Here is a 22,573-nt window from a genome sequence, read left to right as displayed (position 1 = left end):
CATCAATGAAAATTAGCTATGGTATTGCACTAAGCATTCTAACGTTGAGCGCTTGCGCGACAACGGATGCACAGCGTGCGCGTGGCGTTGGTTTTGATGATTACTCTAACTACGAACTGGAACGCGCGCGTCGCGAGGCGGCGTTAACGTCGCCGCAGACGTCAATTATTCCACCCGCAAAGGTGAATTCCGTTGTACGTAACGACCCTGCACCTCTGCCCGGCACCCAAGCGATTGCTTCTTCGGAGCTTGCTAGTGCTGGTATCGGACAGGCGCAACCCACGCAGACGGACCTTGAGCCGCTGTCGGCGCTAAAGCCAGCTGCTGTTGGAGCAAATAACACCAGTATCTCTGATGAGCAGAACTTTGATGCGGTGTCTGAACGCGAAACAATCGAAAGCGATGCCGCGCGCCGTGCTGCACAGGCAGCCGCACGCGAACAGGTCGCGCCAACCGCAGTGCCAGATCGCCCGTCCAACACTGGTCCAAACATTGTTGAATACGCGGTGAATGCGCCAAATGTGAAAGGGCAGGAGTGGTATAGCCGTTCCTTATTGTCCACACAGGGGCGCTATCAGCGAAATTGTGCAACCTACGCCACACCAGACGATGCGCAGCGCGACTTTCTTTCGCGAGGCGGGCCAGAACGGGATCGTCGCGGAATTGATCCTGATGGTGACGGATTCGCCTGTGGATGGGACCCTGCACCGTTCAAGATGGCCTTCGGCAACTGAAACTGACCACATATAATTCGCCCAACTGTGGGCCTCGGCGTGGTGTTGCACAGCCTGATATGGTTGTGCTGCATTATACTGCGATGAAATCGGCAGCTGCTGCACGCGATACGTTGTGTAGTCCTGCCAACGAAGTGTCCGCGCATTACCTGATTGCAGAAGACGGTGAAGTGATGTCGCTTGTGCCAGAGGCGCTTCGCGCGTGGCACGCCGGTGCAGGGCGCTGGGGCGCGGTCGCAGACGTCAATAGCCACTCTATCGGGATAGAGATCGCGAACGACGGCCTTAGCCCCTTTGCGGCCCCGCAAATGGACGCGCTGGTCGATCTACTGCAAGGTATCAAAGTGCGCTGGGACATCCGCCCTGAGCGCGTGATCGGGCATTCGGACATGGCGCCGGGGCGCAAAATAGATCCGGGTGGGCGATTCGATTGGCGCAGACTTGCGCTGATGAGCCATGCGGTATGGCCGGAAGATGTTGCACCGCAGGACACCGCATTTTTTGCACCGCGTATGCGGGCCTTTGGCTATACGGCCACGGATGATGTGGATTTGTTATTGTCTGTCTTTCGGATGCGTTTTCGCCCGTGGGCGACGGGACCTCTTGATGAGGTTGACGCTGGTATGATCAGCGATCTTGCGCGCCGTTTCCCCGTTGACGTGAACCCCACGAGCACCTAACTGCGTCTTGCGCGGATGGCTGGATGACCGCGGGCGGTAACGTCCGAGGAAAGTCCGGACTCCAAAAAGCACGGTGCCGGGTAACGCCCGGCGGGGGTAACCCTAGGGATAGCGCCACAGAGAACAGACAGCTTTGCATGCAAAGTGATGGTGAAACGGTGGGGTAAGAGCCCACCGCGCGAGCGGCAACGTAAGCGGCACGGCAAGCCCCACCGGGAGCAATGCCAAATAGGGACTACGCGCCGCAAGGTAGGGATGCTTGAGCCCGAGTAGTCCGGGTTGGCAGCTAGAGATCGTCTGGTAACAGGCGGTGTAGATGAATGGTCATCCATTTGGGGCAACCCAAAGGACAAGATCCGGCTTATAGGCCGTCCGCGCAAATTACCTTATCCACAAAGGGTGACCCGTTTCCCGTCAACGTAAAGCGTTACTTGATAAACGGAATCATGTGGCGATCAGCCGGATATGATGTGTCACCGATGTGTACTGCTAGCGCATGCGCTGTATTAGCAAAGTTGGATGCGATCATGCCGACGGCTATTGTTTTGCCAAGCCGTTTCGAAAACGCCAGTTCACTGACAAATCCCACATTTTTGCCGTTGCAGGTTAAATGTACGGGGTGCCCCGGTAGCGCGGCGTTCCCGTTGATCACAAGTCCGATACGTTGACGTGGAGTGGGTTGCTGGGCAAGCGCCTTAAGTGCAGCTTTGCCAACGAATTCGATATCCGAAGCCAAATCAACCAGCCCGCCAAAACCCATTTCAAATGGTGTGGCGCGGTAGTCTTGCCAGCGCATGTCAGCACCGTATGAGATTAATCCGCTTTCCAATCGCTCTACGTCATTGGGCGCACCGGGACCGATGTCATACGGTGCGCCGGCTGCTTTGACTTTGTCCCACAGTTCGGTGCCACGGCTGAGATCCATGAGATACAATTCATAGCCGCCTTGTTTTGACCAGCCTGAACGGGCCAAAACCAGCGGTATGCCGTCTAGGGTTGTTTCTTCGAAGCCAAAGTAACGATAATCACGGATTTGTTCGCCAAACAGCGCCGCCACAACATCGACCGCCTTTGGTCCTTGGATCGCAAGCGGCGACACGTCCGGTTCTGATACCTCTACATCCCACTCTTTTTCGGCAGCAAGTGCTGCGGCCCATAGGTGGATGTCACTATCAGCAACTGACAGCCAGTACCGGTCTTGGGATAGCTTCAAGAGGACAGGGTCATTGATAACCCACCCCTGATGGTCGCACAGAGGGACATAGCGGCCCTGACCGATTTTGGTGCCCGACAGGTTGCGCGGCGTCAGGTATTGGGCGAGCTTGCCCGCATCTGGGCCAGACAGCTGTACCTGACGCTGTGCTGCAACGTCCCACATCGTGACTCCCGAGATGAGGCGATCATATTCGGCTTCAGGGTCGCCGAAATGGGCGGGAATATACATGTGGTTATAGACGGAAAAGCTTTTTACGCCGTCGCGTACTGTCGCGTCAAAATAGGCTGACTTGCGGATGTTGGGGCCGATGCCAATCGAAAATGCCATAACCTGACCTTTGCTAAGATGTTTAACTGCCAATTTCATTTAATATCAGGTGCTGCAATAAAAATATCATGCGGATCGATGTGATGCGCATCCGAGTCCACGGTCGCGTTTTTTACGTTCAGCTGAGTTTAGGGGGAGCGTCAGGATAGGGTAGATCATCCAGCAATACATTACGAAAGTCGTAGGGTGGTGTTTCTTGGAATTGCACGGCTCGAATGGTTTCGTGGTTTTCGCTTAGTGCTTTGACGACACGATGCATTCCGTCCATGAGCCAACCCTTGGCGCATAGGATGATTGGATAGGCCAGGTCTGCCTGCTGAACCAATCTTATATGTTGCGCGATTGATTTCGGTGTCGGCACCGAGCCGGATTCTTGATACCACCAGTTTTCGTTAACCTCGGCAATATCGGTAAGGGGGAAGTCTTGGATTGGAAGAACGACCGACGCTTCGACCAGTTTGTGTACATCCCAGATATACGTATCTGATCCGATTATGCGCAAATGATATTGCTTTCGCATGCTATCTGGCTTCCCTGTTGGTCAGAACGCCAAATGATTCTGCATCATTTGACCCGGGAAGCAATATAATGCGCGTCTTTACGGTTGACTCGGGGCGCGGCTGGCGTAAAAGGCAGCCTCAATGATATTTATGCGTAGCGCCGATGACGGCCCGCAACCAGGAGAGATGAGACATGGCGAAGCCTACCACCATCAAGATCCGCCTGAACTCCACTGCGGGGACCGGGCACTTCTACGTCACGAAAAAGAACGCACGTACAATGACCGAAAAAATGGTCATCAAAAAGTACGACCCAGTTGTGCGTAAGCACGTCGAATACAAAGAAGGCAAGATCAAGTAATTGATCGTCACTTTGGATCGAATGAAAAGGCCACGCAATCGCGTGGCTTTTTTCGTATCTATATGAGTGGATCGCGATGATTTGGCGTTTTATCTTTTGTTGTGCGGCCCGGGTCGCAATAAGGCGTTCCATGATCTCTATGAAGTACGATGCTTGACACTATTGGGTCAGGCTAGTCAGAATTTCATTCTTTAGATCAAGGATATAACAGAAAGTTGTTAGCGTTGAACGAAGATGGCATAGTAAATCTACTGAGGCGCTTGAATAATAAGCCCGCCCGCATGAAAGCAAAATTTCAGCGCCGTATTTATAGCAGTAAGTGCGCTGTTTTGCTTCCCTATTTTTCATATGCTTTTAGCGATGATGTCATTGCGTCCGTTCATCGACAGGCATTAACGAACCACAGTAAACGGCAAGGGATACTGCTGGTCGTTTTCTATTCGCTATATTGGCCGATTGCTGCGGGTACCCTCGCTTGCTTTGCTGCATTGAAGATTGACTGCAAAGCCTGCGCAATTCCGCTCTCGCAGTTCCGGTTCTTTATCAGCCTTTGGGCGCTTAAGGTTCGGCACAACATCACGACAGACACCTTTTTACATTACAAATTGTGGCTGCCGGAGAGGAAAGCAATTTTACACGAATACCTACAAAGGCACGAGATCGCGACGCTATTAGATTGGCTAAATAGGCATACTGACACTTCTCAAATAGAGTGTAAGGCTTCCTTTGATACGCTGTGCCAAGAAAACGGAATTGAAAGTACACGTAATGTTGCTGTTATTTCGAACCACAAAGTTACATTGCGTGAAGGGACTAGTCTTCCCAAAAGGGACCTTTTTTCCAAGACTGATGGTATGTTTGGAGGAAGTGATGCACAGGCTTGGACGTATGATCCAGTGTCTTCAACGTGGTCAGATGGGCAGCATCGCGTTGTGGAACGCCAGTTACTGAATGTTCTCGAAACGGCATCGGCTCAGAAGTCCATTGTCGTTCAGCTAAGTCTAACCAATCATGAAACAATGACCCGGTTTAGTTCCGGTGCTCTCTGCACATTTCGAGTCGTCACCTTCAAGCTGCCTCGTGGTCGCGCTGAACATTTCCGGTCAGTATTGAGAATGCCTGTGGGCGAGATGTCAGTGGATAACTTTGGTGCAGGCGGATTGGCTGCAGGTATTGATGATCAAGGGCGCCTAACTTCGGCAGTCAAGAAGGGCGTTGTGAATGAAAGTTGGAACACGCATCCTGATACCAACGCGCCGATAACGGGTATTCAGCTTCCGTTCTTTGATGAGATAGTCAACTGCGCGCTGAATGCTCATAATTTGCTGACAGACATAGTATCTGTTGGTTGGGATATCGCGTGGACCCAGCACGGCCCAATCATCGTTGAAGGGAACGTGTCGTGGGGTGGTGACACTTTGCAAATTCCATCAGGTATTCCGTTAGGTCAAAGGTTTTGTGAGCTATATGAAAGCGCAAAACATGCGACATAGGCGGTCGCCGTAACCCTATGTGAAGTCGATCTGGTACTATGTTCTTAGGTCAGGAGACTTTGCGGCGCTTCCATCCAAAGTTTCATAACGTCGCTCTCCTGTCTTCCGATCAAACCGTAGTACCCTGTCATGGTCAGGGTAGGTGATGACGTCACTTTCCGCGCGGGTGCCTATGACCAGATAGGTGGCGTCTGCAGTGCCATTGTTTTCTAGGTAATGGCCATTTTGTTCGCCAGCTTTAAAGGTTGCAGCGTCGCCAGGGGTTAGGGTGCCTGTGCTATCGCCTTCGTGCACGGTAACCGTACCAGATAGCATATAGATCATCTCGTCTTCGGTTTGATGCCAGTGACGGAGTGACGACTTTGATCCGGGCGGCAGGGTCTCTGTAAATGCCCCAAACTGCGTTAGGCCACCGCTGTCGCTAAATAGTCTAGCACTGTATGGGCCCAAAACCGCGTGTGTCTTTTCGGGTTCATCTCGCTGTGCTTCATTGGCGCGGATGATGGGCATCGGTACACCTTTGCGAGTAAACGAAAAAAGGCCAGCGTTTCCGCCGGCCCTTTGTGTTTGCTATGCTATCTTGCTTACTCGCGGTTGCCGAACAACTGCAGCAAGAAGATGAACATGTTGATGAAATCAAGATACAGGTTCAGCGCACCCATGATTGCAGATTTCGCCAACCATTCGCTGTCGCCATGTGCGGCGTGCGCGATGTAGTCAGTTTTGATCTTTTGTGTGTCATACGCTGTCAGACCCGCAAAGATCAGAACACCAATGCCAGAGATCGCGAACATGATTGCAGGTGACTGCAAGAAGATGTTGACGATAGACGCAACGATCAGACCAACGACGCCCATGATCAAGAATGTGCCCCAGCCGGACAGGTCTTTCTTCGTGGTGTAACCCCACAGTGAGAGGCTCGCGAACGCAATCGCAGTGATCAAGAATATCTGAACGATCGAGGTGCCTGTGTAGACAAGGAAGATGGAACTAAGCGAGAGGCCCATCACCGCGGCGAATGCATAGAATACAAGCTGCGCTGTTGCTGCAGACATACGGTTGATCATCGCGCTAAGGCCAAAGACGAACGCCAGCGGTGCAAACATGATGACATAACGCAGCGGTGATCCGTAGATCAGTGCGCCAAGGTCAGTTAACATTGTGCCGTTGCGCATCATAGATACGGCTGCTGATGGATCCGTCGTTGTTGCCAGACCTGCGATAGCCCATGCTGCCGCAGCCGTGATAACCATGCCAATCGACATGGTCGCGTAAACTTTGTTCATGTGAGCGCGCAGGCCCTCGTCGATCGCACTTGTGCGTGCGCCGGCGCCTGTGTCTGCCCAATCGTATTGTGCCATTGTGACCTCCAGTTAATATCGTGGTTCCGATCGTTGGAACCCTTGCTGTCGATATTGGCAGCTATGGCTAATTTTTCAAGGTTCTAGAACGATAACAACGCTGTTTTCGTACGATTGTGTATTTAATGCGTCCAATGGTTGGGAACGTCCCACGGGGCTTTGTTTGCTTCGGTTATTGCCTCGTGCCTACTGACGCCGATATCACGCAACATGTGGTCATCAAGCCTGCGAAGCTGATGGCGCTGGCGTGCGATGTGCAGATATTCGCGTAAACGCAATGTAATGCGGCGTCGCTGTGAGGGGGTGCATTGAATGTTGCTTTGAACAGAAACTGTCATGATATGTCCTTTTGTGATGGTTTGTCTGAATAATATTTCGATGCTTGATGGATAGCCCGGTGATGTGCATAATGAAAATGAATGTTTGAGTTATTAATCATTAGGAATATTGATATGGCGCGAAATCTTGACACAACGGCCTTACGCTCATTTGTTGCTGTCGCGGACACGGGTGGCGTGACGCGGGCTGCTGGGTTGTTAAACTTGACGCAATCGGCGGTTTCTATGCAATTGAAACGCCTAGAGGAATCGCTAGGGGTTGGTTTGCTTGATCGGTCGGCGCGCAGTATTGGCCTGACCCCTCAGGGGGAACTATTGCTTAGTTATGCGCGCCGAATGCTTGAACTGAACGACGAAGTGTACGGCAAGCTCACGGCGACTGAATACGAAGGCGAGGTCACGCTCGGGGTGCCGCATGACATCGTTTACCCGGTTATTCCTGTCGTTTTGCAGCGGTTCGCGGCGGCATATCCGCGTGTTCGCGTGCATTTGGTGTCTTCGTTCACGCGCGGGTTGGTCGAAGATTTTCGGCGCGGCGCGATTGATGTCATCCTAACGACCGAAGATTCAGTAGGAGAGGGCGGCGAAACGCTTACTAAAATTCCGCTGATTTGGGTTGGGGCGCCGAACGGGCAGGCGTGGAAAAAACGCCCTCTGCGGTTGGCTTATGAAGAAAGCTGTATCTTCCGACAATTCGTGCAACGCCGGCTGGATGAGGTGGGTATCCCTTGGGAGATGGCAGTTGAAAGCAACTTTAGCCGCACCATCGAGGCAACGGTCAGCGCTGACCTTGCTGTGCATACGATGCTGGAGGGTACAGAGCCGCGTCATCTGGAACGAATAGAACACGGCGGCCAGTTGCCCAGTTTGCGCGAAATGAACGTGAATCTCTATCAAGCGAATCTTGATCAGGGGCCGGTCGTTCGAGATTTAGCAAAATTCGTCCGTGATGGTTTTTACACGCTAAAGGCACCTGTCATGGCGTAACGACGACCTTACCAATGGACTTGCGGATGCGCAGCAGGTCCAACGCATCAGCAGCTTTATCCAATGGTAAGACATGGCTGATGTGCGGCCGAAGCCTGCCTTCGGTGTACCATGTCATCAATTCGGCAAGGCTATCAGTAAGCGCGGTTGGGTTGAATTTGAGATAACCACCCCAATAGAAACCGATCACACTGATGTTTTTGACAAGAAGAATATTGGCCGGGATCGGTGGGACTTCACCGCTTGCGAAGCCGATCACGATCACGCGTGCCTCTCGGTTACAAGCGCCAAGCGCTGCTTTGAACAGGTCACCTCCTACTGGGTCATAAACCACGTCAGCACCGCCAAGTGCTTTGACGGCTTCTTTGACATCATCTGCGTCACTATCGATTAAATGATCTGCACCAGCTTCTTGCGCCGCTTTTAGTTTTTCCTGTCCGCGGGCGACTGCAATAACGCGCGCACCCATTGCCTTGCCGATTTCAACCGCGGTGAGCCCAACCCCACCAGCCGCACCAAGCACAAGTAAGGTTTCACCCGCCTGCAGCTTGGCGCGCCGAGCTAGAACCAAATGGGACGTACCGTATGCAACCATAAAGCCTGCGGCTGCATCCGAGGGCATATCGTCAGGCACCGGCGTACAAAGATTTGCGGGGAAAATACCACGCTCTGATAGTCCGCCTTGGCCGCCAAATACGGCCACTCGCGTTCCAATGGCAGGGGTAATTACACCTTTTCCTTGGGCGATAACTGTACCGCAGACCTCCATGCCTAGAGTGAATGGCAATTTGGGCGTGTCTTGATATGTTCCCTTAGCCATAAGAAGGTCCGCAAAGTTCAGACCGCATGCTGCAATGCTTAAGACTACCTCTCCTGCGTGTGGGATTGGTTCTGCGGAATCGACAATCGCTGGCGGTTGAGAGTGCGAAGTTACTTGAAAAGCGCGCATGTGACCCCCGAATCACTTTGGAAATTATTGTGAATTCTTATGCGGAAACTTTGGGATATTTACAATTTGCTCGTTTTTTTACCGTTTGATCGAGAATGAACGCGCGCGAACCTGTCCTTAAGGTAAGGTAGAGGGCTGCAACCGTTGCGTGTTCTTTTACGGAGGTGCATTCCGTTAGCACGGGACCGGATGTGGCTTACTCAGGCAAAGCATTCGGTGCCTATCGGGAGGCGGAAAACTAACAACCGCAATTTTTGAACTAAGGAAACGATCAATGAAACACCCAGTCGATGTACACGTGGGGAAGCGTATTCGTCATCGCCGTTGGATGAACGGCACGACACAGCAGCAATTGGCTGAAAATGTTGGGATCAAGTTCCAGCAAATTCAGAAATATGAAACCGGTATGAACCGCGTCAGCGCGTCCCGTCTGTGGGATATCGCAAAGGTATTGGACGTTCCTGTATCTTTCTTTTTTGAAGGTCTGGACGAACAGGTGCAGGCAGATGGCGCAAACGGCAACATGCCGGGCGATATTCTGACAGACAAAGAAGCGCTCGAGCTTCTGCGGTCTTACTATGCTATACCAGAAAACCAGCGTCGCCGCCTCTTTGATTTGGCGCGCGTTCTAAGCGAAGCTGCTTAAGCGGCTTGACCATCACGACTGCCGCACGTTACCGCATAAAGGTAACGTAGCGCAGTTGGGAAAACAGCCTCATGCCATTGGACACGACCCTTCAGGCGGAGTTGATCCGCGTGGCAAATTTACTTGCGGATGCAGCGCGGCCCGTGACCCTGCTGCATTTTAGAACTCCTGCATTGGTTGCAGACGACAAGGGCGGTCAGGTCTTTGATCCAGTCACCGTTGCAGATCGCGCTGCTGAACAAGCAATGCGTGAAATCATCGCCCGTGAGCGACCCCAAGATGGTATCTTGGGCGAAGAATACGGCGAAACCCCTGGCACGTCTGGATTGACTTGGGTGCTTGACCCAATTGATGGCACGCGCGGCTATATCAGCGGCACCCCAACATGGGGGGTTTTGATTTCAGTTGCAGATCAAACTGGCCCGTTGTTCGGCCTGATTGACCAGCCTTACATCGGTGAACGGTTTGCGGGCGGTTTTGGTATGGCTGAAGTAACCGGACCGATGGGTACGCATCCGTTGCAATGTATCGTGCAAAGTAAACTGTCGGAAGCGACAGTACTAACGACTTTCCCAGAGGTGGGCACAGCCGACGAAGGACGCGCATTTCACGCCGTTGCCTGTCAGGCGAAACTGACCCGTTACGGCATGGACTGCTATGCCTATGCGTTGCTGGCTGCAGGACAGGTCGACCTCGTGATCGAGGCCGGGTTGAATGCATATGATATCCAAGCTCCAATTTCTGTCATCCAAGCGGCTGGTGGTATTGTGACTGATTGGGATGGCGGACCTGCACACCATGGTGGTCGTGCGCTAGCAGCGGCCAACCCAGACATCCACGCTGAGGCGATGGCGATCCTGCAAGAGAGCCTGAATGACTGAGACGCTCATCAAAAATGCCGACATCGTTCTGACGATGGACGACGCGCGCAGTGAATTAAAAGGTGCGGATGTTCTGATCCGCGATGGCGTTATCGCAGAAATCGGGCAGGGGCTGGAAACCCAAGGTGTGACTGTTCATGCAAAGGGTCGCATTGTGACGCCGGGCCTCGTGAATACGCACCACCATCTATATCAAACACTGACCCGTGCTGTGCCGGGTGCGCAAGACGCTTTGCTGTTCGGCTGGCTGCAGCGCCTCTATCCAATATGGTCCCGATTTGGCCCTGAAGAAATGTTCATCTCTGCCCAAGTTGGGCTTGCTGAATTGGCGCTATCGGGCTGTACGCTGACGTCGGACCACTTGTACCTTTATCCAAACGGATCGCGGTTGGATGATACAATCGCCGCCGCCCAACAGGTTGGCTTGCGTTTTCATGCCACGCGCGGTGCGATGAGCATTGGCGAAAGCGATGGGGGCTTGCCGCCTGATGCGCTTGTTGAGGACGAAAAAGCGATTTTAGAAGACAGTATCCGCGTTATTGATGCGTTCCACGATCCAAACCCGGGCGCGATGGTGCGTGTCGGCGTGGCCCCATGCAGTCCGTTTTCCGTATCGCGTGATTTGATGCGCGATGCTGCTATTCTTGCCCGTGATAAGGGCGTAATGATGCATACCCATCTGGCCGAGAACGACGAAGATATCGCCTATTCCCTAGAGAAATTCGGCTGTCGCCCTGGTCAATACGCCGAAGATTTGGGCTGGACAGGTGATGATGTCTGGCACGCACATTGTGTAAAGTTGGACGGTCAAGAAATTGATCTGTTCGCGCGGTCCCGTACAGGCGTTGCGCATTGTCCCTGTTCCAACTGTCGGCTTGGATCTGGTATCGCGCCTGTTCGCGAAATGCGTGACGCTGGTGTGAATGTCGGGCTAGGCGTCGATGGATCGGCAAGCAATGACATCGGCAACTTGATTGGCGAAGCACGGCAAACGCTGCTTTTGCAGCGCGTCAAAAACGGGGCGGATGCGATGTCGGCCCGCGAAGCGCTAGAAATCGCGACACGTGGCGGTGCACAGGTTTTAGGGCGCGATGATTGTGGACAGATTGCCGTTGGAAAACGCGCGGATATTGCCATTTGGGATGCGCAGACTGTTGAAAACGCCGGGTCGTGGGATCCGGCTGCAATGGTGCTGGCTGGACCTCAGAAGGTACGCGATTTGTTTGTCGAGGGCCGTCAGATTGTTGCGGATGGCCAATTGGCAACGATTGATCTGGGCGCGACCATTCGCAGACAAAACGACTTGGCGCAGCGACTGGCGAATTAAGCCCGTCGCCTTTGCCCCGCGACCCACACGTCTTTGATCGCGCGGTCATCGCCCATCATGATCGTCGGGAATAGCGCGTCCCAAATGTCGGTCGCGCGGCCTGAACGCTGCGCAATCGCGGGCGTTGAACCAAGGTCAAGGACTGTAATGTCCGCCATCGCACCCGCACCCAGATGACCGATTTGCCCGGACATATGTAGTGACTTTGCCGACCCTTCGGTCGCAAGCCACATCAGTTGGGCAGGGTGCAATGCAGTACCGCGCAGCTGGCCGATCTCATAAGCCGCAGCCATGGTGCGCAGCATCGAAAACGACGATCCGCCGCCGGTGTCAGTGGCAAGGCCGATGGACAGCCCGGTCTTTGCCAACCCCATCAGATCAAATAGTCCTGATCCGATGAACGTGTTCGACGTCGGGCAATGCACGACCGCGCCACCGACTTCGTTCAGGCGATCAATTTCGCGCTGTTCAAGATGGATGGCATGGCCGTAAAGGCCCTTAGCACCCAACAGCCCGAATGCCTCGTAAGTATCTAGATAGTCGCGGGAATCGGGGAACAGGTCTCGCACCCAAGCAATCTCGGGGAGCTGTTCGCTCAGGTGTGTTTGCATCAGGCAATCGGGGTGTTCAGACCAGAGCGCGCCAAGTGCGGCCAATTGTTCTGGCGTCGATGTTGGCGAAAACCGCGGCGTAATCGCATAGCTGGCTCGCCCTTTGCCATGCCACATTTCAAGCAACACCTTGCTGTCATCATAGGCGGACTGCGCGGTGTCTTGCAGATTGTCAGGTGCGTTGCGATCCATACAGGTCTTACCCGCAATCACGGCCATATCGCGATCAGCTGCAGCGCCGAAAAACGCATCTACGCTGGCGGGGTGGATTGTACAAAAACTAATGAGCGTAGTGGTGCCATGATCAAGCGCAAGGTCGAGCGTACGTTCCGCGACTTCGGTTGCATACTTGGGGTCGCTGAACCGGGCCTCCTCGGGGAAGGTATAGGTATTTAGCCAGTCGATCAGCTGTTTGCCCCAGCTCGCGATGATGCCAGTTTGCGGGTAATGCATATGGGCATCGACAAAGCCTGCGCTGATCAGCGCATCGCCGTAATCGGTGACTTTTGCGTCTGGATGGGCGGCGCGCAGGGCAGCGGCAGAACCAACCGCGCTTATCTGTTTTCCGTCAATTAGCACAGCGCCTGCGCTGTCGAACTGCACGGCGTCATTCCAATCCCCAATCAAAGGATTGCCCGAAAAGCCAAGCGTTTGGCCAAGAAGAAGTTGCTTTGTCATATGCTGATCATATGGCGCGTCTACGGCGGGGTAAATCGCTGAATGGCGTTGCCAGCAGGTCGTGATTGGCTATGTTGCAGGAGGTAGCGAGGGCAGGTCATGGCAGAGCAACTAGAAATCAATGAAGATGAAGCATTCGGTATCACCGACAGGCTCGTCTCTGATGTGTTGGACGCTGTACAGGCCGAAGATTCGGACGCGATTGACACGCTGCTGGATCCGCTTCATCCCGCTGATATTGCGCATCTTATCGAACAAATTGACAGCCGCGACCGCCGCGACCTCATTACCGTTTGGAAGGGGGGGATGGACGGGGATACCCTGTCTGAACTGGACGAAAGCCTGCGCGAAGAGATTATCGAACAACTGGCACCCGCCGATTTGGCCGAGGCTGTCCGGGAATTGGAAAGCGACGATGTCGTCGATCTGGTCGAATATCTAGACGATGATCAGCAAGAGGCGGTTCTGGGTGCTTTGGACGCCGGTGATCGGGTCGTTGTTGAACAAGCGCTGTCGTATCCAGAAGAATCGGCCGGTCGCCACATGCAGTCTGAACTGGTGCGCGCACCAGAACACTGGACTGTAGGTGATGCGATTGACTATTTGCGATCTGACGTGGTGCTGCCTGAGCAGTTTTATCACGTGATTTTGGTAGATCCGCGGCTTAAGGCAACGGGGTACGTCACGCTTGGCCGGATCCTAAGCCATCCGCGTGATACGGCACTGGACACCCTAACCGAAGACACGTTCCGCACATTCCACGTGACCCAAGATGTCGAAGAAGTGGCACAAGCGATCAATCACTACCATATGATCACCGCGCCTGTGGTCGATGATGATGATCGGATCGTCGGCGTGATTACGATTGATGACGCGATGGCGTTCCTTGAGGAAGAAGCAGAGGAAGATATTCTGCGCCTTGCTGGTGTTGGTGAAGGGTCGCTGTCTGACCGTGTGATCGAAACGACCAAGCAGCGGTTTCCTTGGTTAGCAGTGAACCTTTTGACCGCGATCTTTGCGTCACTGGTGATTTCATTGTTCGAAGAAACGATTGCTGGGCTTGTTGCTCTGGCCGTGTTGATGCCGATCGTCGCGTCAATGGGGGGGAACGCGGGCACGCAGTCTTTGACAGTCGCCGTGCGCGCCATCGCAACCCGAGATTTGACTGCTGCAAACGTCTGGCGGGTCATCCGGCGCGAAGTGTTGGTTGGTCTGATCAACGGGCTCATCTTTGCGGTGGTGATGGGTGTTGTTGGCATCTTATGGTTCGGTTCCCCTATGCTTGGCGCTGTGATCGGCGTCGCGATGGTGATCAATATGGTTATTGCAGGGTTGGCCGGTACGGTTATCCCTGTCATGCTCGAACGCATTGGTATTGATCCGGCACTTGCTTCTGGTGCTTTCGTGACAACGGTCACGGATGTGGTCGGTTTCTTTGCCTTCCTTGGTCTCGCCGCGATGTGGTTGCTATGATCGACAAATCTGCCGCCCGCAAAGCTGCCTTTGTGCGTCGTAAGGCGGCACATGCGGGCGCTGTGGCTGCGTCAGGGTACTTAAGCGAAGTACTGGCCGGGTATCGTGGTGTGCCGATTGCAGGCTACAGCCCGATCCGAACCGAGATCAATCCGGTGCCTGCATTGGCAGAGGCCGCAGCCCACGGGCCCGTCGGTATGCCGGTGATCATCGCAGAGGCACAACCTTTGAAATTTCGGTTGTGGGAACCGGACTGCGCTATGGTGGCTGGCGCATTTGGTGCGTTGATCCCCGAAACGGGCGAATGGATGACACCAGAGATCGTGATCGTGCCTTTGGTCGCATTCGACCGACAGGGGGGCAGGCTGGGGTATGGTGGAGGTTTTTACGACCGTACGCTGGAACAGCTACGCGCGGTTCAGCCAACAATGGCGATTGGATTTGCCTACGCGGCACAAGAAGACAGTGCCTTACCGCTCGAGCCGACAGATCAACCACTTGATCTGATCGTGACTGAGCAAGGCGTCATTACACCCGTCCAAAAATAAACCCCGCCGGATACGACAAATCCAATGTGGAAATGCGTATCTGACAGGGCCTAATCGATTGGCGTATTTAGCAAAAGTTACTCTTCTGCGAATGCGGCCATAACCTCGTCCGAGGCTTCAAAGTTCGCCGTAACGCGCTGTACGTCATCGTCTTCTTCAAGCGTATCAAGGAGCTTCATCAGTTTGGTCAGACCTTCGGCATCGACCTCTGTGGTCATGTTGGGCTTCCAAATCAGCTTGGTGGATTCGGATTCGCCAAGTTCAGCCTCTAGCGCAGTAGATACGTCATTTAGGTCAGTATCCGCGCAATAGATCACGTGGTTGTCTTCGTCACTTTGAACGTCGTCTGCACCTGCCTCAATCGCGGCCATCATCACTGTGTCTGCATCGCCAACAGACGCTGGATAGACGACTTCGCCCATGCGGTCGAACATGAAGCCAACGGAGCCGGTTTCACCAAGGTTTCCGCCATTCTTTGAGAATGTAGAGCGTACTGTCGAGGCCGTCCGGTTGCGGTTATCTGTCATCGTTTCAACGATTACAGCTACTCCGCCAGGGCCGTAGCCTTCATACCGGATTTCATCATAGTTCTCAGCATCGCCGCCTTGCGATTTCTTAATTGCGCGGTCGATCACGTCCTTGGGCACAGAGCTGGATTTGGCTTCTTTGACAGCCATCCGTAGACGCGGGTTTTTGTCGGGGTCCGGGTCGCCCATTTTGGCGGCCACAGTGATTTCTTTGGCCAGCTTTGAAAATAGCTTGGAACGCAGTTTATCCTGACGCCCCTTGCGGTGCTGAATATTCGCCCATTTTGAGTGGCCAGCCATTGAAAACCTCGTCTTTATCGATGTAAATTTGCGTCTCTATACGGCATCCATCGGTACCCCCGCAACCCTTGCTTACAAGGGCCAGAAATAGGGGATTGCGAAGGAAACGATAGGCGCGAGCGATAGATTAAGTGGAATGCCAAACTTTAAAAAATCAGCAAACTTATAGCCACCCGGCCCATAGACCAACGTATTCGTCTGATAGCCGATTGGCGTCGCAAAGCTTGCGCTTGCCGCGATCATCACGGCAACAACCAAGGGCCGCGGATCAACACCAAGCGCGCTGGCCAAACCGATCGCAATAGGGGTCATGACAACGGCGACTGCGTTGTTGGAAACCAATTCTGTCAGTGTCGACGACAAAAGGTACACCGACAGCACCACAAAGAAGGGCGGTAAAACCATCATCACCGGCGACAATGTATCTGCGATCATCGCAACAGCACCCGACGATTGTAACGCAGAGCCAACGCCGAGCATCGCAAAAATAAGCGCAAGTAAGCGACCATCAATGGCCGAGAACGCCTCGTCTGCATCAATACAACCTGTCGCCAAGACGGCGGTCACCCCCAGTATGGCAAGAAGCAGGATTGGCGCGACGCCCATAGCCGCCAAAATAACCACCAGCAGCAGGGCGCAAATCGCAATTGGTGCGTGGCGGCGGCGATAGGCCCGTTGTGATGGTTTGGAAACATCACCAAGGTTCATATCTTCGGCTAAGCGTTGAATATCTTCGGGTGCACCTTCAATCAAAAGTGTATCGCCAACGCGCACAACCATATCGTCCATTTGCTGGCCGAGGTTGGTATCGCGACGGTGTACAGCCAATGTATAAACCGCATAGCGGCGACGCAGGCGCAGCGAGCCAAGCCGGCGGCCGACCATCCTGCAGTTCGGTGTGATCAGGACTTCAACTGTCGTAGTCTCAACAGCAGAAAGCTGGTCAACGCGACGCAGGTCTTTGGTGGCTTGCAATGACAATAGTTCTGCCATCGCTGTCCGTAATACGACGCGGTCGCCGACCTGTAGTGTCACGTCCTTCAGTTTTCGCCGAAGCGATTCGTCGCCGCGAACAACATCAATGAGACGCACGCCCTCGCGTTTAAAGAGCTGAACCCCCATCACTTCACGCCCAATAAGGTTGCTTTCCGCAGGAATGACAGCCTCGGAAAAAAAGCGCATTTTGGATCGATCTGACAGCATCGTTGCCATGCTTGTGCGATCGGGCAACAAGCGAGGACCGGCGAAATAAAGATAGGCAAAAGTCCATGCAACCACGATCACACCGACGGGAAGCACTTCGATAATACCAAACGGCTCCATCCCAGAAGACCGCGCAACGCCGTCCACTAATAGGTTGGTCGATGTGCCAAGCAATGTCATCGTCCCCCCCACGATCGCGGCGTAGCTTAGCGGGATCAACAGCTTTGATGCTGAGGTGCCTAAAGTTCGCGCAAGCTGAACGAACACAGGGATCATAACGACAACAAGAGGGGTGTTGTTCATAATCGCGCTGGCGATCGCCACGAACACAAGGCTGCCGCCAATGGCGCGGGCAGGGCTAATTTTTGCCTGCCGTTCGACAACTTGGGTCATCGCATTAAGGGCTCCGGTGCGCACCAGTGCTCCGACGATGATGAACATCGCGGCAATCGTCCACGGCGCGGGGTTGGCCAACACGGCGACCGCTGCTTCATAGGGTAAAACCCCTGATATCAACAAAACCGATACACCGATCATCGCGACGACTTCGGTGGGGTATGCTTCGCGCAGGAACATAATGAACATACCCGCAACCACTGCCATGGTCAAAAACGCGGATTGCGCCTGTGAAAGCTGAAAAATGGTTTCCATAAACTACAGTCTTGCGAAGAGTTTGGCCAAGGGCAAGCGTTTGCGCATTTACGCGGGACCCGCCTGTGCTAGGCGCCCGCCTTGGCGCACCATTTCAACGCGGGTGGCTTTGCCGGTGCGGTCGTCGGTTTCAACATAAAGGCCAGATAGGGTGGCTTCTTCGTTGGCAGGGGTAAAGCGAGCCTTGGGCATACCAGTGATAAAGCGGCGCATCGGTTCAGCCTTGTCCATGCCGATGACTGAATTGTAATCGCCGCACATACCTGCGTCGGTCATATAGGCGGTTCCGCCGGGCAAGATCATCGCGTCACCTGTTGGGACATGCGTATGCGTGCCCACAACAATGCTTGCGCGGCCATCGCAGAAATGGCCCGTCGCCATCTTTTCCGATGTGGCTTCACAGTGAATATCGACAAGGCTTGCCTGAATTTGACCGCCCATTGGGTATTGTTTCAACAAGCCATCAAGCGCCGAGAACGGATCGTCAAACGGGCGTTTCATAAACACCTGACCAAGCGCCTGCGCAACAAGCACCTTGCGTCCGCCGGGGGCGTTGAAAATTCGGGCCCCAACACCGGGGGCAGATTTTGAAAAGTTCAAAGGTCGGATGATGCGCGGCTCGTTTGCGATAAAGGACAGCATATCCTTTTGATCAAACGCATGGTCGCCCAGCGTTAGAACATCAGCACCCGCATCAAGCAGGATCTTCGCATGATCGCCTGACAGGCCCATGCCAGCCGTCGCGTTTTCGCCATTCACGACAACAAAGTCGAGCTTCCATTCACTCCGCAGGCGCGGAAGATGTGTGCTAATTGCTGTGCGGCCGGCGCGGCCCATAACATCGCCAAGAAACAGTATTTTCATGGACACTGTGTTATGCTGCCTGCGCGGCTTCTACCAGATGATTTTTAGCTAAAAATCATCGCGCCCCCTGCTTGCCAATTCTAGGTCGGGGTGCGACGATTTGGCCATGGATAATCAAAAACAATCCCGACCCATTACTGGGGTCGGCTGGATGGTCGTCACAGGCGTGATGTTCGTCTGCGTAACTGCTGTTGTGAAACATGTTGGTAACGGGGTGCCCGCCGCACAGGCCGCATTTTTGCGCTATCTACTTGGGATCGTATTTCTGACCCCTATGATCAAGCCGATATTGGACGCGCATCTAACGAAACGCCAGATTAAGCTTTTTGCTTTTCGAGGCGTCGTTCATACAGTCGCTGTGATCCTTTGGTTCTTTGCGATGGCGCGCATTCCCATCGCCGAGGTCACGGCGATGAACTACCTTTCTCCTGTCTATGTTTCGATTGGTGCCGCGTTGTTCTTGGGGGAACGTTTGCCGCCGCGGAGGCTGGCTGCTGTGATCGTTGCTTTGATCGGGGCGGTCATTATCCTACGACCGGGCGTCAAAGAAATCGAACCCGGCCATATTGCGATGTTGGGGACTGCCGTGTGTTTCGCCATCGGCTATCTGATCGCAAAGCAATTGTCTGGTGAAGTCTCTGCCCCTGTGGTCGTTGGTATGCTGTCTATCACAGTCACCATCGGCCTTGCCCCAGCCGCGATAGCGGTTTGGGTGACCCCGACACTGCCGCAATTAGGGTGGCTATTCTTGGTGGCCTGTTTCGCGACTGCTGGCCACTATACGATGACGCTGGCCTTTGCCGCCGCACCGCTGACGGTGACTCAGCCTGTCACATTCCTGCAACTTGTCTGGGCGGTGCTATTAGGGGCCGTGGTGTTTGGCGAAGGCGTTGACGGCTGGGTTATTTTTGGTGGCGCTGTGATTATGGCGTCGGTCAGCTTTATCACTTGGCGCGAAGCCGTCGCGCGTCGTCAGATTACCCCGCCGGTCACAGCCACAAAGGTGTGACCGGCGGGGGTTGTTTTATTCAGTTGGTGTTGTCGGCGCGAGCCGCGCAAGAAGCGAACTTTGCGTGATCTGACCAACTGGTGCACCGTTTTGGGTGACTTGCAATGCTTCGGTTTCGATCTGTGAAATGATGTCATTCACAGGCGTTTCAACGTCGATCTCTGGCCCATCACAGGTGCCATCGGTCATCACATCACGCGCTGTAAGAACACCTAGCGGGTTCATATGCGCGACGAATTCAGCCACATAGTCGTTCACTGGATTCGTAAAGATATCACGCGGCGTGCCGCATTGTACGATCCGGCCACCTTCCATAATTGCGATGCGGTTGCCGATTTTGAACGCCTCGTCCAAATCGTGGCTCACAAAGATGATGGTGCGGTTGCGTTCCTTTTGCAGGTCCAAAAGTTCGTCCTGCAATTTGGTGCGGATCAGCGGATCAAGCGCCGAGAACGGTTCGTCCATCAGAAGGATTGGGGCATCAGTCGCGAATGCACGGGCAAGTCCCACGCGTTGCTGCATGCCGCCGGACAATTCACCCACCAGCGCATCCGCACGATCAGCAAGCCCAACCAATGACAATTCTTCGATCACGCGCTTGTTGCGCGCCGCCTTGTCCATGCCAGCCAGTTCAAGACCAAGCCCGACGTTGTCGCGCACAGTGCGCCACGGCAGCAGGCCAAACTGTTGAAACACCATCGCGACATCATGCAAGCGCAATTCGCGCAGTGTCTTTTTGTCGGCGTTGGTGACGGATGTCATGCCTTGCGAGGTCTTTATCCGAACATCACCGCGCACGACGGGATTCAGCCCGTTGACCGACCGTAGCAATGTCGATTTGCCCGACCCAGATAGCCCCATCAGCACAAGGATCTCGCCTTCTTCGACGTTCAGCGAACAGTTATGCACGCCAAGGATTTGGTCAGTGGCCCCACGAATTTCTTCGCGTTCCTGTCCTTCATCCATAAGCGGCAAGGCGGTCAGTGGTTTGTTCCCGAATACGATCGAGACGTTATCAAATTCTACAGCACTCATTTTGTGTTCACCCGCAGCATCCGGTCCAGCATGATTGCGACGGCCACGATGACAAATCCAGATTCAAATCCTAGGCCGGGGTCGTTGCGCCCCAAGGCCTGCACGACAGGCTTACCCAACCCGTTTGCACCCACATAGGCCGAGATCACAACCATCGACAGTGATAGCATGATGACCTGATTAAGGCCCGCCATGATTTGCGGGAATGCATAGGGCAGTTCGACTTTCCATAACCGCTGCGAGGCTGTTGCACCGAAAGATTCAGCGGCCTCTAGCAGCGGGGTCGGGGTGTTGGACACGCCCAGATATGTCAGACGAATAGGTGCGGGCAGCACGAAGATCACCGTCGCAAAGAGGCCCGGCACCATCCCAAGTCCGAAAAATACGATTGCAGGGATTAGATATACAAAGGCAGGCAGCGTCTGCATCAAGTCCAAGATCGGGCTAAATGTTTGGTACAGCTTTGGGCGGTGCGCAAAGAAGATTCCCAGCGGCACGCCTAGCCCCATGCAAACCACACACGACGATAGCACCAGCGCAAGGCTGTCAGTCGTTTCTTCCCAGTATCCTTGGTTCACAACGAAAAGTAGGCAAAGCAGCACCAACACGCATACTTTCCAAGAGCGTTGCAGAACCCAAGTCAGGGCAATGAATAGGGCAATAATCAAAAACATCGGCGGCGTTTGCAAGCACCAGACGATCCCGTCGATCATCCAATCCAATCCGTCGCTTAGCGTGTCGAAAAATGCGCGCCCATAGGTCTTGAGCCAGTCCACCGCGGTCTCGGCCCAGTCTCCGACTGGTATTTTATGTTCTGTTAGCCAGTCCATCATCGTCCCTTTAGTCGTAATGAAAAGGGGACCGCGTCATGCGGCCCCCCAATCTGTTTTTATTCAGCCAGTGCAGCTGTCACAGCAGCAACCGCGTCGCCGCCATCCATTGTCGTTACGCCGTCCAACCATGGTGTCCATGTGTCAGCGTTGCCAGCAAGCCATGCTTTGGCTGCGTCTGCTGGATCAACGTTATCATTCAGGATCGCACCCATGATTTCGTTTTCCATAGCGAGCGTGAACTCAAGATTTTCCAGCAGCTTACCTGTGTTCGCACATTCAGCGACATAGCCAGCACGTGTGTTAGTCGCAACGATCGCGCCACCAAGGTCCGGACCAAAGTAGTCATCGCCACCGGGCAGGTACGTCATTTCGTAGTTTGCGTTCATTGGGTGTGGTTCCCAGCCCAAGAATACAACAGGCTCGTCACGGTCGTTTGCGCGCTCAACCTGTGCCAGCATGCCTTGCTCAGAGCTCTCGACAACGTCGAAACCGTCGAGGCCGAACGCATCAGCATCGATCATGTCCATGATCAGACGGTTGCCGTCGTTACCTGCTTCGATGCCGTAGATGTTGCCGTCCAGCGCGTCTTTGGCTTGGGCAATAGATGCGAAGTCAGTGATTCCTGCAGCAACACCAGCAGCGTTTGTCGCCAGCGTGTACTTCGCGCCTTCAAGGTTTGTGCGCACTGTGTCGACTGTACCAGCTTCGCGGTATGTCGCGATGTCGCCTTCCATTGTCGGCATCCAGTTGCCCAAGAACACATCGATGTCGCCTTCGGCCATTGATGCGTATGTGACAGGTACAGACAGGATGTCCGTTGTTGTCTCATAGCCCAGTGCCTCAAGCACAATAGACGTCGCCGCAGTTGTCGCAGTGATGTCTGTCCAACCTACGTCGGAAAAGCGCACTGTGTCGCAGTCTGCTAGCGCAGGTGCCGCAGCACAGATCGCCAGTACGGACAAAGTTGATTTGAGTTTCATTTCATAGCTCCCAGTTTTGGATCTTTTTCTTGATTGACGAGTCAATAAAGAACAATCTAGT

At 53.9% G+C, this 22,573-nt stretch carries 24 protein-coding genes and 1 other RNA gene; 12 read left to right on the top strand and 13 right to left on the bottom strand.

What is annotated here, in order from left to right; translation table 11 throughout:
• The first annotated feature begins 5 nt into the window (after positions 1-5).
• From CYQ09_RS07855 to rnpB, 3 genes are all read left to right on the top strand, one after another.
• Complete coding sequence (locus CYQ09_RS07855; protein WP_106744864.1) at positions 6-734, top strand: hypothetical protein; 729 nt, start codon at positions 6-8, stop codon at positions 732-734.
• A 59-nt stretch (positions 735-793) separates the two neighbouring features.
• Positions 794-1,414, top strand: coding sequence for an N-acetylmuramoyl-L-alanine amidase (locus tag CYQ09_RS07850; protein WP_106745454.1), 621 nt, complete (start codon positions 794-796; stop codon positions 1,412-1,414).
• Positions 1,415-1,425: 11 nt separating this feature from the next.
• Positions 1,426-1,794, top strand: an RNA gene (gene rnpB, locus CYQ09_RS07845) — RNase P RNA component class A.
• Positions 1,795-1,841: 47 nt separating this feature from the next.
• On the opposite strand, the gene CYQ09_RS07840 is transcribed toward rnpB, so the two are convergent.
• Together CYQ09_RS07840 and CYQ09_RS07835 are read right to left on the bottom strand one after the other, a co-directional pair.
• Complete coding sequence (locus CYQ09_RS07840; protein ID WP_106745453.1) at positions 1,842-2,957, bottom strand: glycine cleavage T C-terminal barrel domain-containing protein; 1,116 nt, start codon at positions 2,955-2,957, stop codon at positions 1,842-1,844.
• A 118-nt stretch (positions 2,958-3,075) separates the two neighbouring features.
• Entirely contained in the window at positions 3,076-3,477 is a 402-nt protein-coding gene (locus CYQ09_RS07835) for a hypothetical protein (protein WP_106744863.1), read from the bottom strand.
• Between the two features lie 173 nt (positions 3,478-3,650).
• Here CYQ09_RS07835 and rpmG point away from each other — a divergent pair, with 173 nt between their 5' ends.
• Together rpmG and CYQ09_RS07825 are read left to right on the top strand one after the other, a co-directional pair.
• Positions 3,651-3,818 (top strand): 50S ribosomal protein L33, encoded by a 168-nt coding sequence (rpmG, locus tag CYQ09_RS07830; RefSeq protein WP_008233681.1) that lies wholly within the window; start codon positions 3,651-3,653, stop codon positions 3,816-3,818.
• 281 nt (positions 3,819-4,099) lie between these two features.
• Positions 4,100-5,311, top strand: coding sequence for a sugar-transfer associated ATP-grasp domain-containing protein (locus tag CYQ09_RS07825; RefSeq protein WP_162617597.1), 1,212 nt, complete (start codon positions 4,100-4,102; stop codon positions 5,309-5,311).
• A gap of 36 nt (positions 5,312-5,347) precedes the next feature.
• On the opposite strand, the gene CYQ09_RS07820 is transcribed toward CYQ09_RS07825, so the two are convergent.
• The 3 genes from CYQ09_RS07820 to CYQ09_RS07810 all read right to left on the bottom strand — a co-directional run bounded on the left by CYQ09_RS07820 (position 5,348) and on the right by CYQ09_RS07810 (position 7,010).
• Positions 5,348-5,821, bottom strand: coding sequence for a cupin domain-containing protein (locus CYQ09_RS07820; protein ID WP_106744861.1), 474 nt, complete (start codon positions 5,819-5,821; stop codon positions 5,348-5,350).
• A 74-nt stretch (positions 5,822-5,895) separates the two neighbouring features.
• The gene (locus CYQ09_RS07815) at positions 5,896-6,672 is read right to left on the bottom strand and encodes a Bax inhibitor-1/YccA family protein (RefSeq protein ID WP_106744860.1); all 777 of its coding nucleotides are present in this window, start codon (positions 6,670-6,672) and stop codon (positions 5,896-5,898) included.
• 122 nt (positions 6,673-6,794) lie between these two features.
• On the bottom strand, positions 6,795-7,010 hold the full coding sequence (locus tag CYQ09_RS07810; protein WP_106744859.1) for a DUF1127 domain-containing protein: 216 nt from the start codon (positions 7,008-7,010) through the stop codon (positions 6,795-6,797).
• A gap of 114 nt (positions 7,011-7,124) precedes the next feature.
• On the opposite strand from CYQ09_RS07810, the gene CYQ09_RS07805 reads away from it, so the two are divergent.
• A complete protein-coding gene (locus CYQ09_RS07805; RefSeq protein WP_106744858.1) occupies positions 7,125-7,997 on the top strand; it encodes a LysR family transcriptional regulator in 873 nt (290 codons plus the stop codon).
• Here the strand turns inward: CYQ09_RS07805 and CYQ09_RS07800 are convergent.
• The gene (locus tag CYQ09_RS07800; protein WP_106744857.1) at positions 7,987-8,946 is read right to left on the bottom strand and encodes an NADPH:quinone oxidoreductase family protein; all 960 of its coding nucleotides are present in this window, start codon (positions 8,944-8,946) and stop codon (positions 7,987-7,989) included. The two genes, CYQ09_RS07805 and CYQ09_RS07800, sit on opposite strands and share 11 nt — an antisense overlap.
• A 274-nt stretch (positions 8,947-9,220) precedes the next feature.
• Here CYQ09_RS07800 and CYQ09_RS07795 point away from each other — a divergent pair, with 274 nt between their 5' ends.
• From CYQ09_RS07795 to CYQ09_RS07785, 3 genes are all read left to right on the top strand, one after another.
• Complete coding sequence (locus tag CYQ09_RS07795; protein ID WP_106355104.1) at positions 9,221-9,592, top strand: helix-turn-helix domain-containing protein; 372 nt, start codon at positions 9,221-9,223, stop codon at positions 9,590-9,592.
• A gap of 71 nt (positions 9,593-9,663) precedes the next feature.
• Positions 9,664-10,473 (top strand): inositol monophosphatase family protein, encoded by an 810-nt coding sequence (locus tag CYQ09_RS07790; RefSeq protein WP_106744856.1) that lies wholly within the window; start codon positions 9,664-9,666, stop codon positions 10,471-10,473.
• On the top strand, positions 10,466-11,800 hold the full coding sequence (locus CYQ09_RS07785; protein ID WP_106744855.1) for an 8-oxoguanine deaminase: 1,335 nt from the start codon (positions 10,466-10,468) through the stop codon (positions 11,798-11,800). Before CYQ09_RS07790 ends, CYQ09_RS07785 begins: the two co-directional genes overlap by 8 nt.
• Here the strand turns inward: CYQ09_RS07785 and guaD are convergent.
• Positions 11,797-13,089 (bottom strand): guanine deaminase, encoded by a 1,293-nt coding sequence (guaD, locus tag CYQ09_RS07780; RefSeq protein WP_106744854.1) that lies wholly within the window; start codon positions 13,087-13,089, stop codon positions 11,797-11,799. The two genes, CYQ09_RS07785 and guaD, sit on opposite strands and share 4 nt — an antisense overlap.
• A 99-nt stretch (positions 13,090-13,188) precedes the next feature.
• On the opposite strand from guaD, the gene mgtE reads away from it, so the two are divergent.
• Positions 13,189-14,562 carry a magnesium transporter gene (gene mgtE / locus CYQ09_RS07775; RefSeq protein ID WP_106744853.1) on the top strand — a complete coding sequence of 458 codons (1,374 nt, stop codon included), beginning with the start codon at positions 13,189-13,191 and terminating at the stop codon, positions 14,560-14,562.
• The gene (locus tag CYQ09_RS07770) at positions 14,559-15,110 is read left to right on the top strand and encodes a 5-formyltetrahydrofolate cyclo-ligase (protein WP_106744852.1); all 552 of its coding nucleotides are present in this window, start codon (positions 14,559-14,561) and stop codon (positions 15,108-15,110) included. The genes mgtE and CYQ09_RS07770 overlap by 4 nt, the downstream gene beginning before the upstream one ends.
• 77 nt (positions 15,111-15,187) lie before the next feature.
• Here CYQ09_RS07770 and CYQ09_RS07765 read toward each other — a convergent pair whose 3' ends face one another.
• The 3 genes from CYQ09_RS07765 to CYQ09_RS07755 all read right to left on the bottom strand — a co-directional run bounded on the left by CYQ09_RS07765 (position 15,188) and on the right by CYQ09_RS07755 (position 18,655).
• Entirely contained in the window at positions 15,188-15,937 is a 750-nt protein-coding gene (locus CYQ09_RS07765) for a YebC/PmpR family DNA-binding transcriptional regulator (protein WP_106744851.1), read from the bottom strand.
• A 72-nt stretch (positions 15,938-16,009) separates the two neighbouring features.
• Entirely contained in the window at positions 16,010-17,791 is a 1,782-nt protein-coding gene (locus CYQ09_RS07760) for an SLC13 family permease (protein WP_106744850.1), read from the bottom strand.
• A gap of 48 nt (positions 17,792-17,839) precedes the next feature.
• Positions 17,840-18,655, bottom strand: a complete 816-nt coding sequence (locus tag CYQ09_RS07755; RefSeq protein ID WP_106744849.1) for a TIGR00282 family metallophosphoesterase — start codon at positions 18,653-18,655, stop codon at positions 17,840-17,842.
• Positions 18,656-18,761: 106 nt separating this feature from the next.
• On the opposite strand from CYQ09_RS07755, the gene CYQ09_RS07750 reads away from it, so the two are divergent.
• Positions 18,762-19,664 carry a DMT family transporter gene (locus CYQ09_RS07750; RefSeq protein WP_106744848.1) on the top strand — a complete coding sequence of 301 codons (903 nt, stop codon included), beginning with the start codon at positions 18,762-18,764 and terminating at the stop codon, positions 19,662-19,664.
• Between the two features lie 15 nt (positions 19,665-19,679).
• Here the strand turns inward: CYQ09_RS07750 and choV are convergent, their stop codons facing one another.
• From choV to choX, 3 genes are read right to left on the bottom strand one after another with little or no spacing between them, the layout of a single operon-like run.
• Positions 19,680-20,699: a choline ABC transporter ATP-binding protein gene (choV, locus tag CYQ09_RS07745; RefSeq protein WP_106744847.1), complete on the bottom strand. Its 1,020-nt coding sequence runs from the start codon at positions 20,697-20,699 to the stop codon at positions 19,680-19,682.
• A complete protein-coding gene (choW, locus tag CYQ09_RS07740; RefSeq protein WP_106355128.1) occupies positions 20,696-21,529 on the bottom strand; it encodes a choline ABC transporter permease subunit in 834 nt (277 codons plus the stop codon). Before choW ends, choV begins: the two co-directional genes overlap by 4 nt.
• A 59-nt stretch (positions 21,530-21,588) precedes the next feature.
• Positions 21,589-22,512 (bottom strand): choline ABC transporter substrate-binding protein, encoded by a 924-nt coding sequence (gene choX, locus CYQ09_RS07735; protein WP_106744846.1) that lies wholly within the window; start codon positions 22,510-22,512, stop codon positions 21,589-21,591.
• Between the last annotated feature and the right edge of the window lie 61 nt (positions 22,513-22,573).

It is taken from the genome of Yoonia maritima (assembly GCF_002933395.1).
In the GTDB taxonomy this organism is placed as follows: domain Bacteria; phylum Pseudomonadota; class Alphaproteobacteria; order Rhodobacterales; family Rhodobacteraceae; genus Yoonia; species Yoonia maritima_A.
Note: the sequence above shows the minus strand (reverse complement) of the source record. Positions and strands in the feature narration are given on the sequence as shown.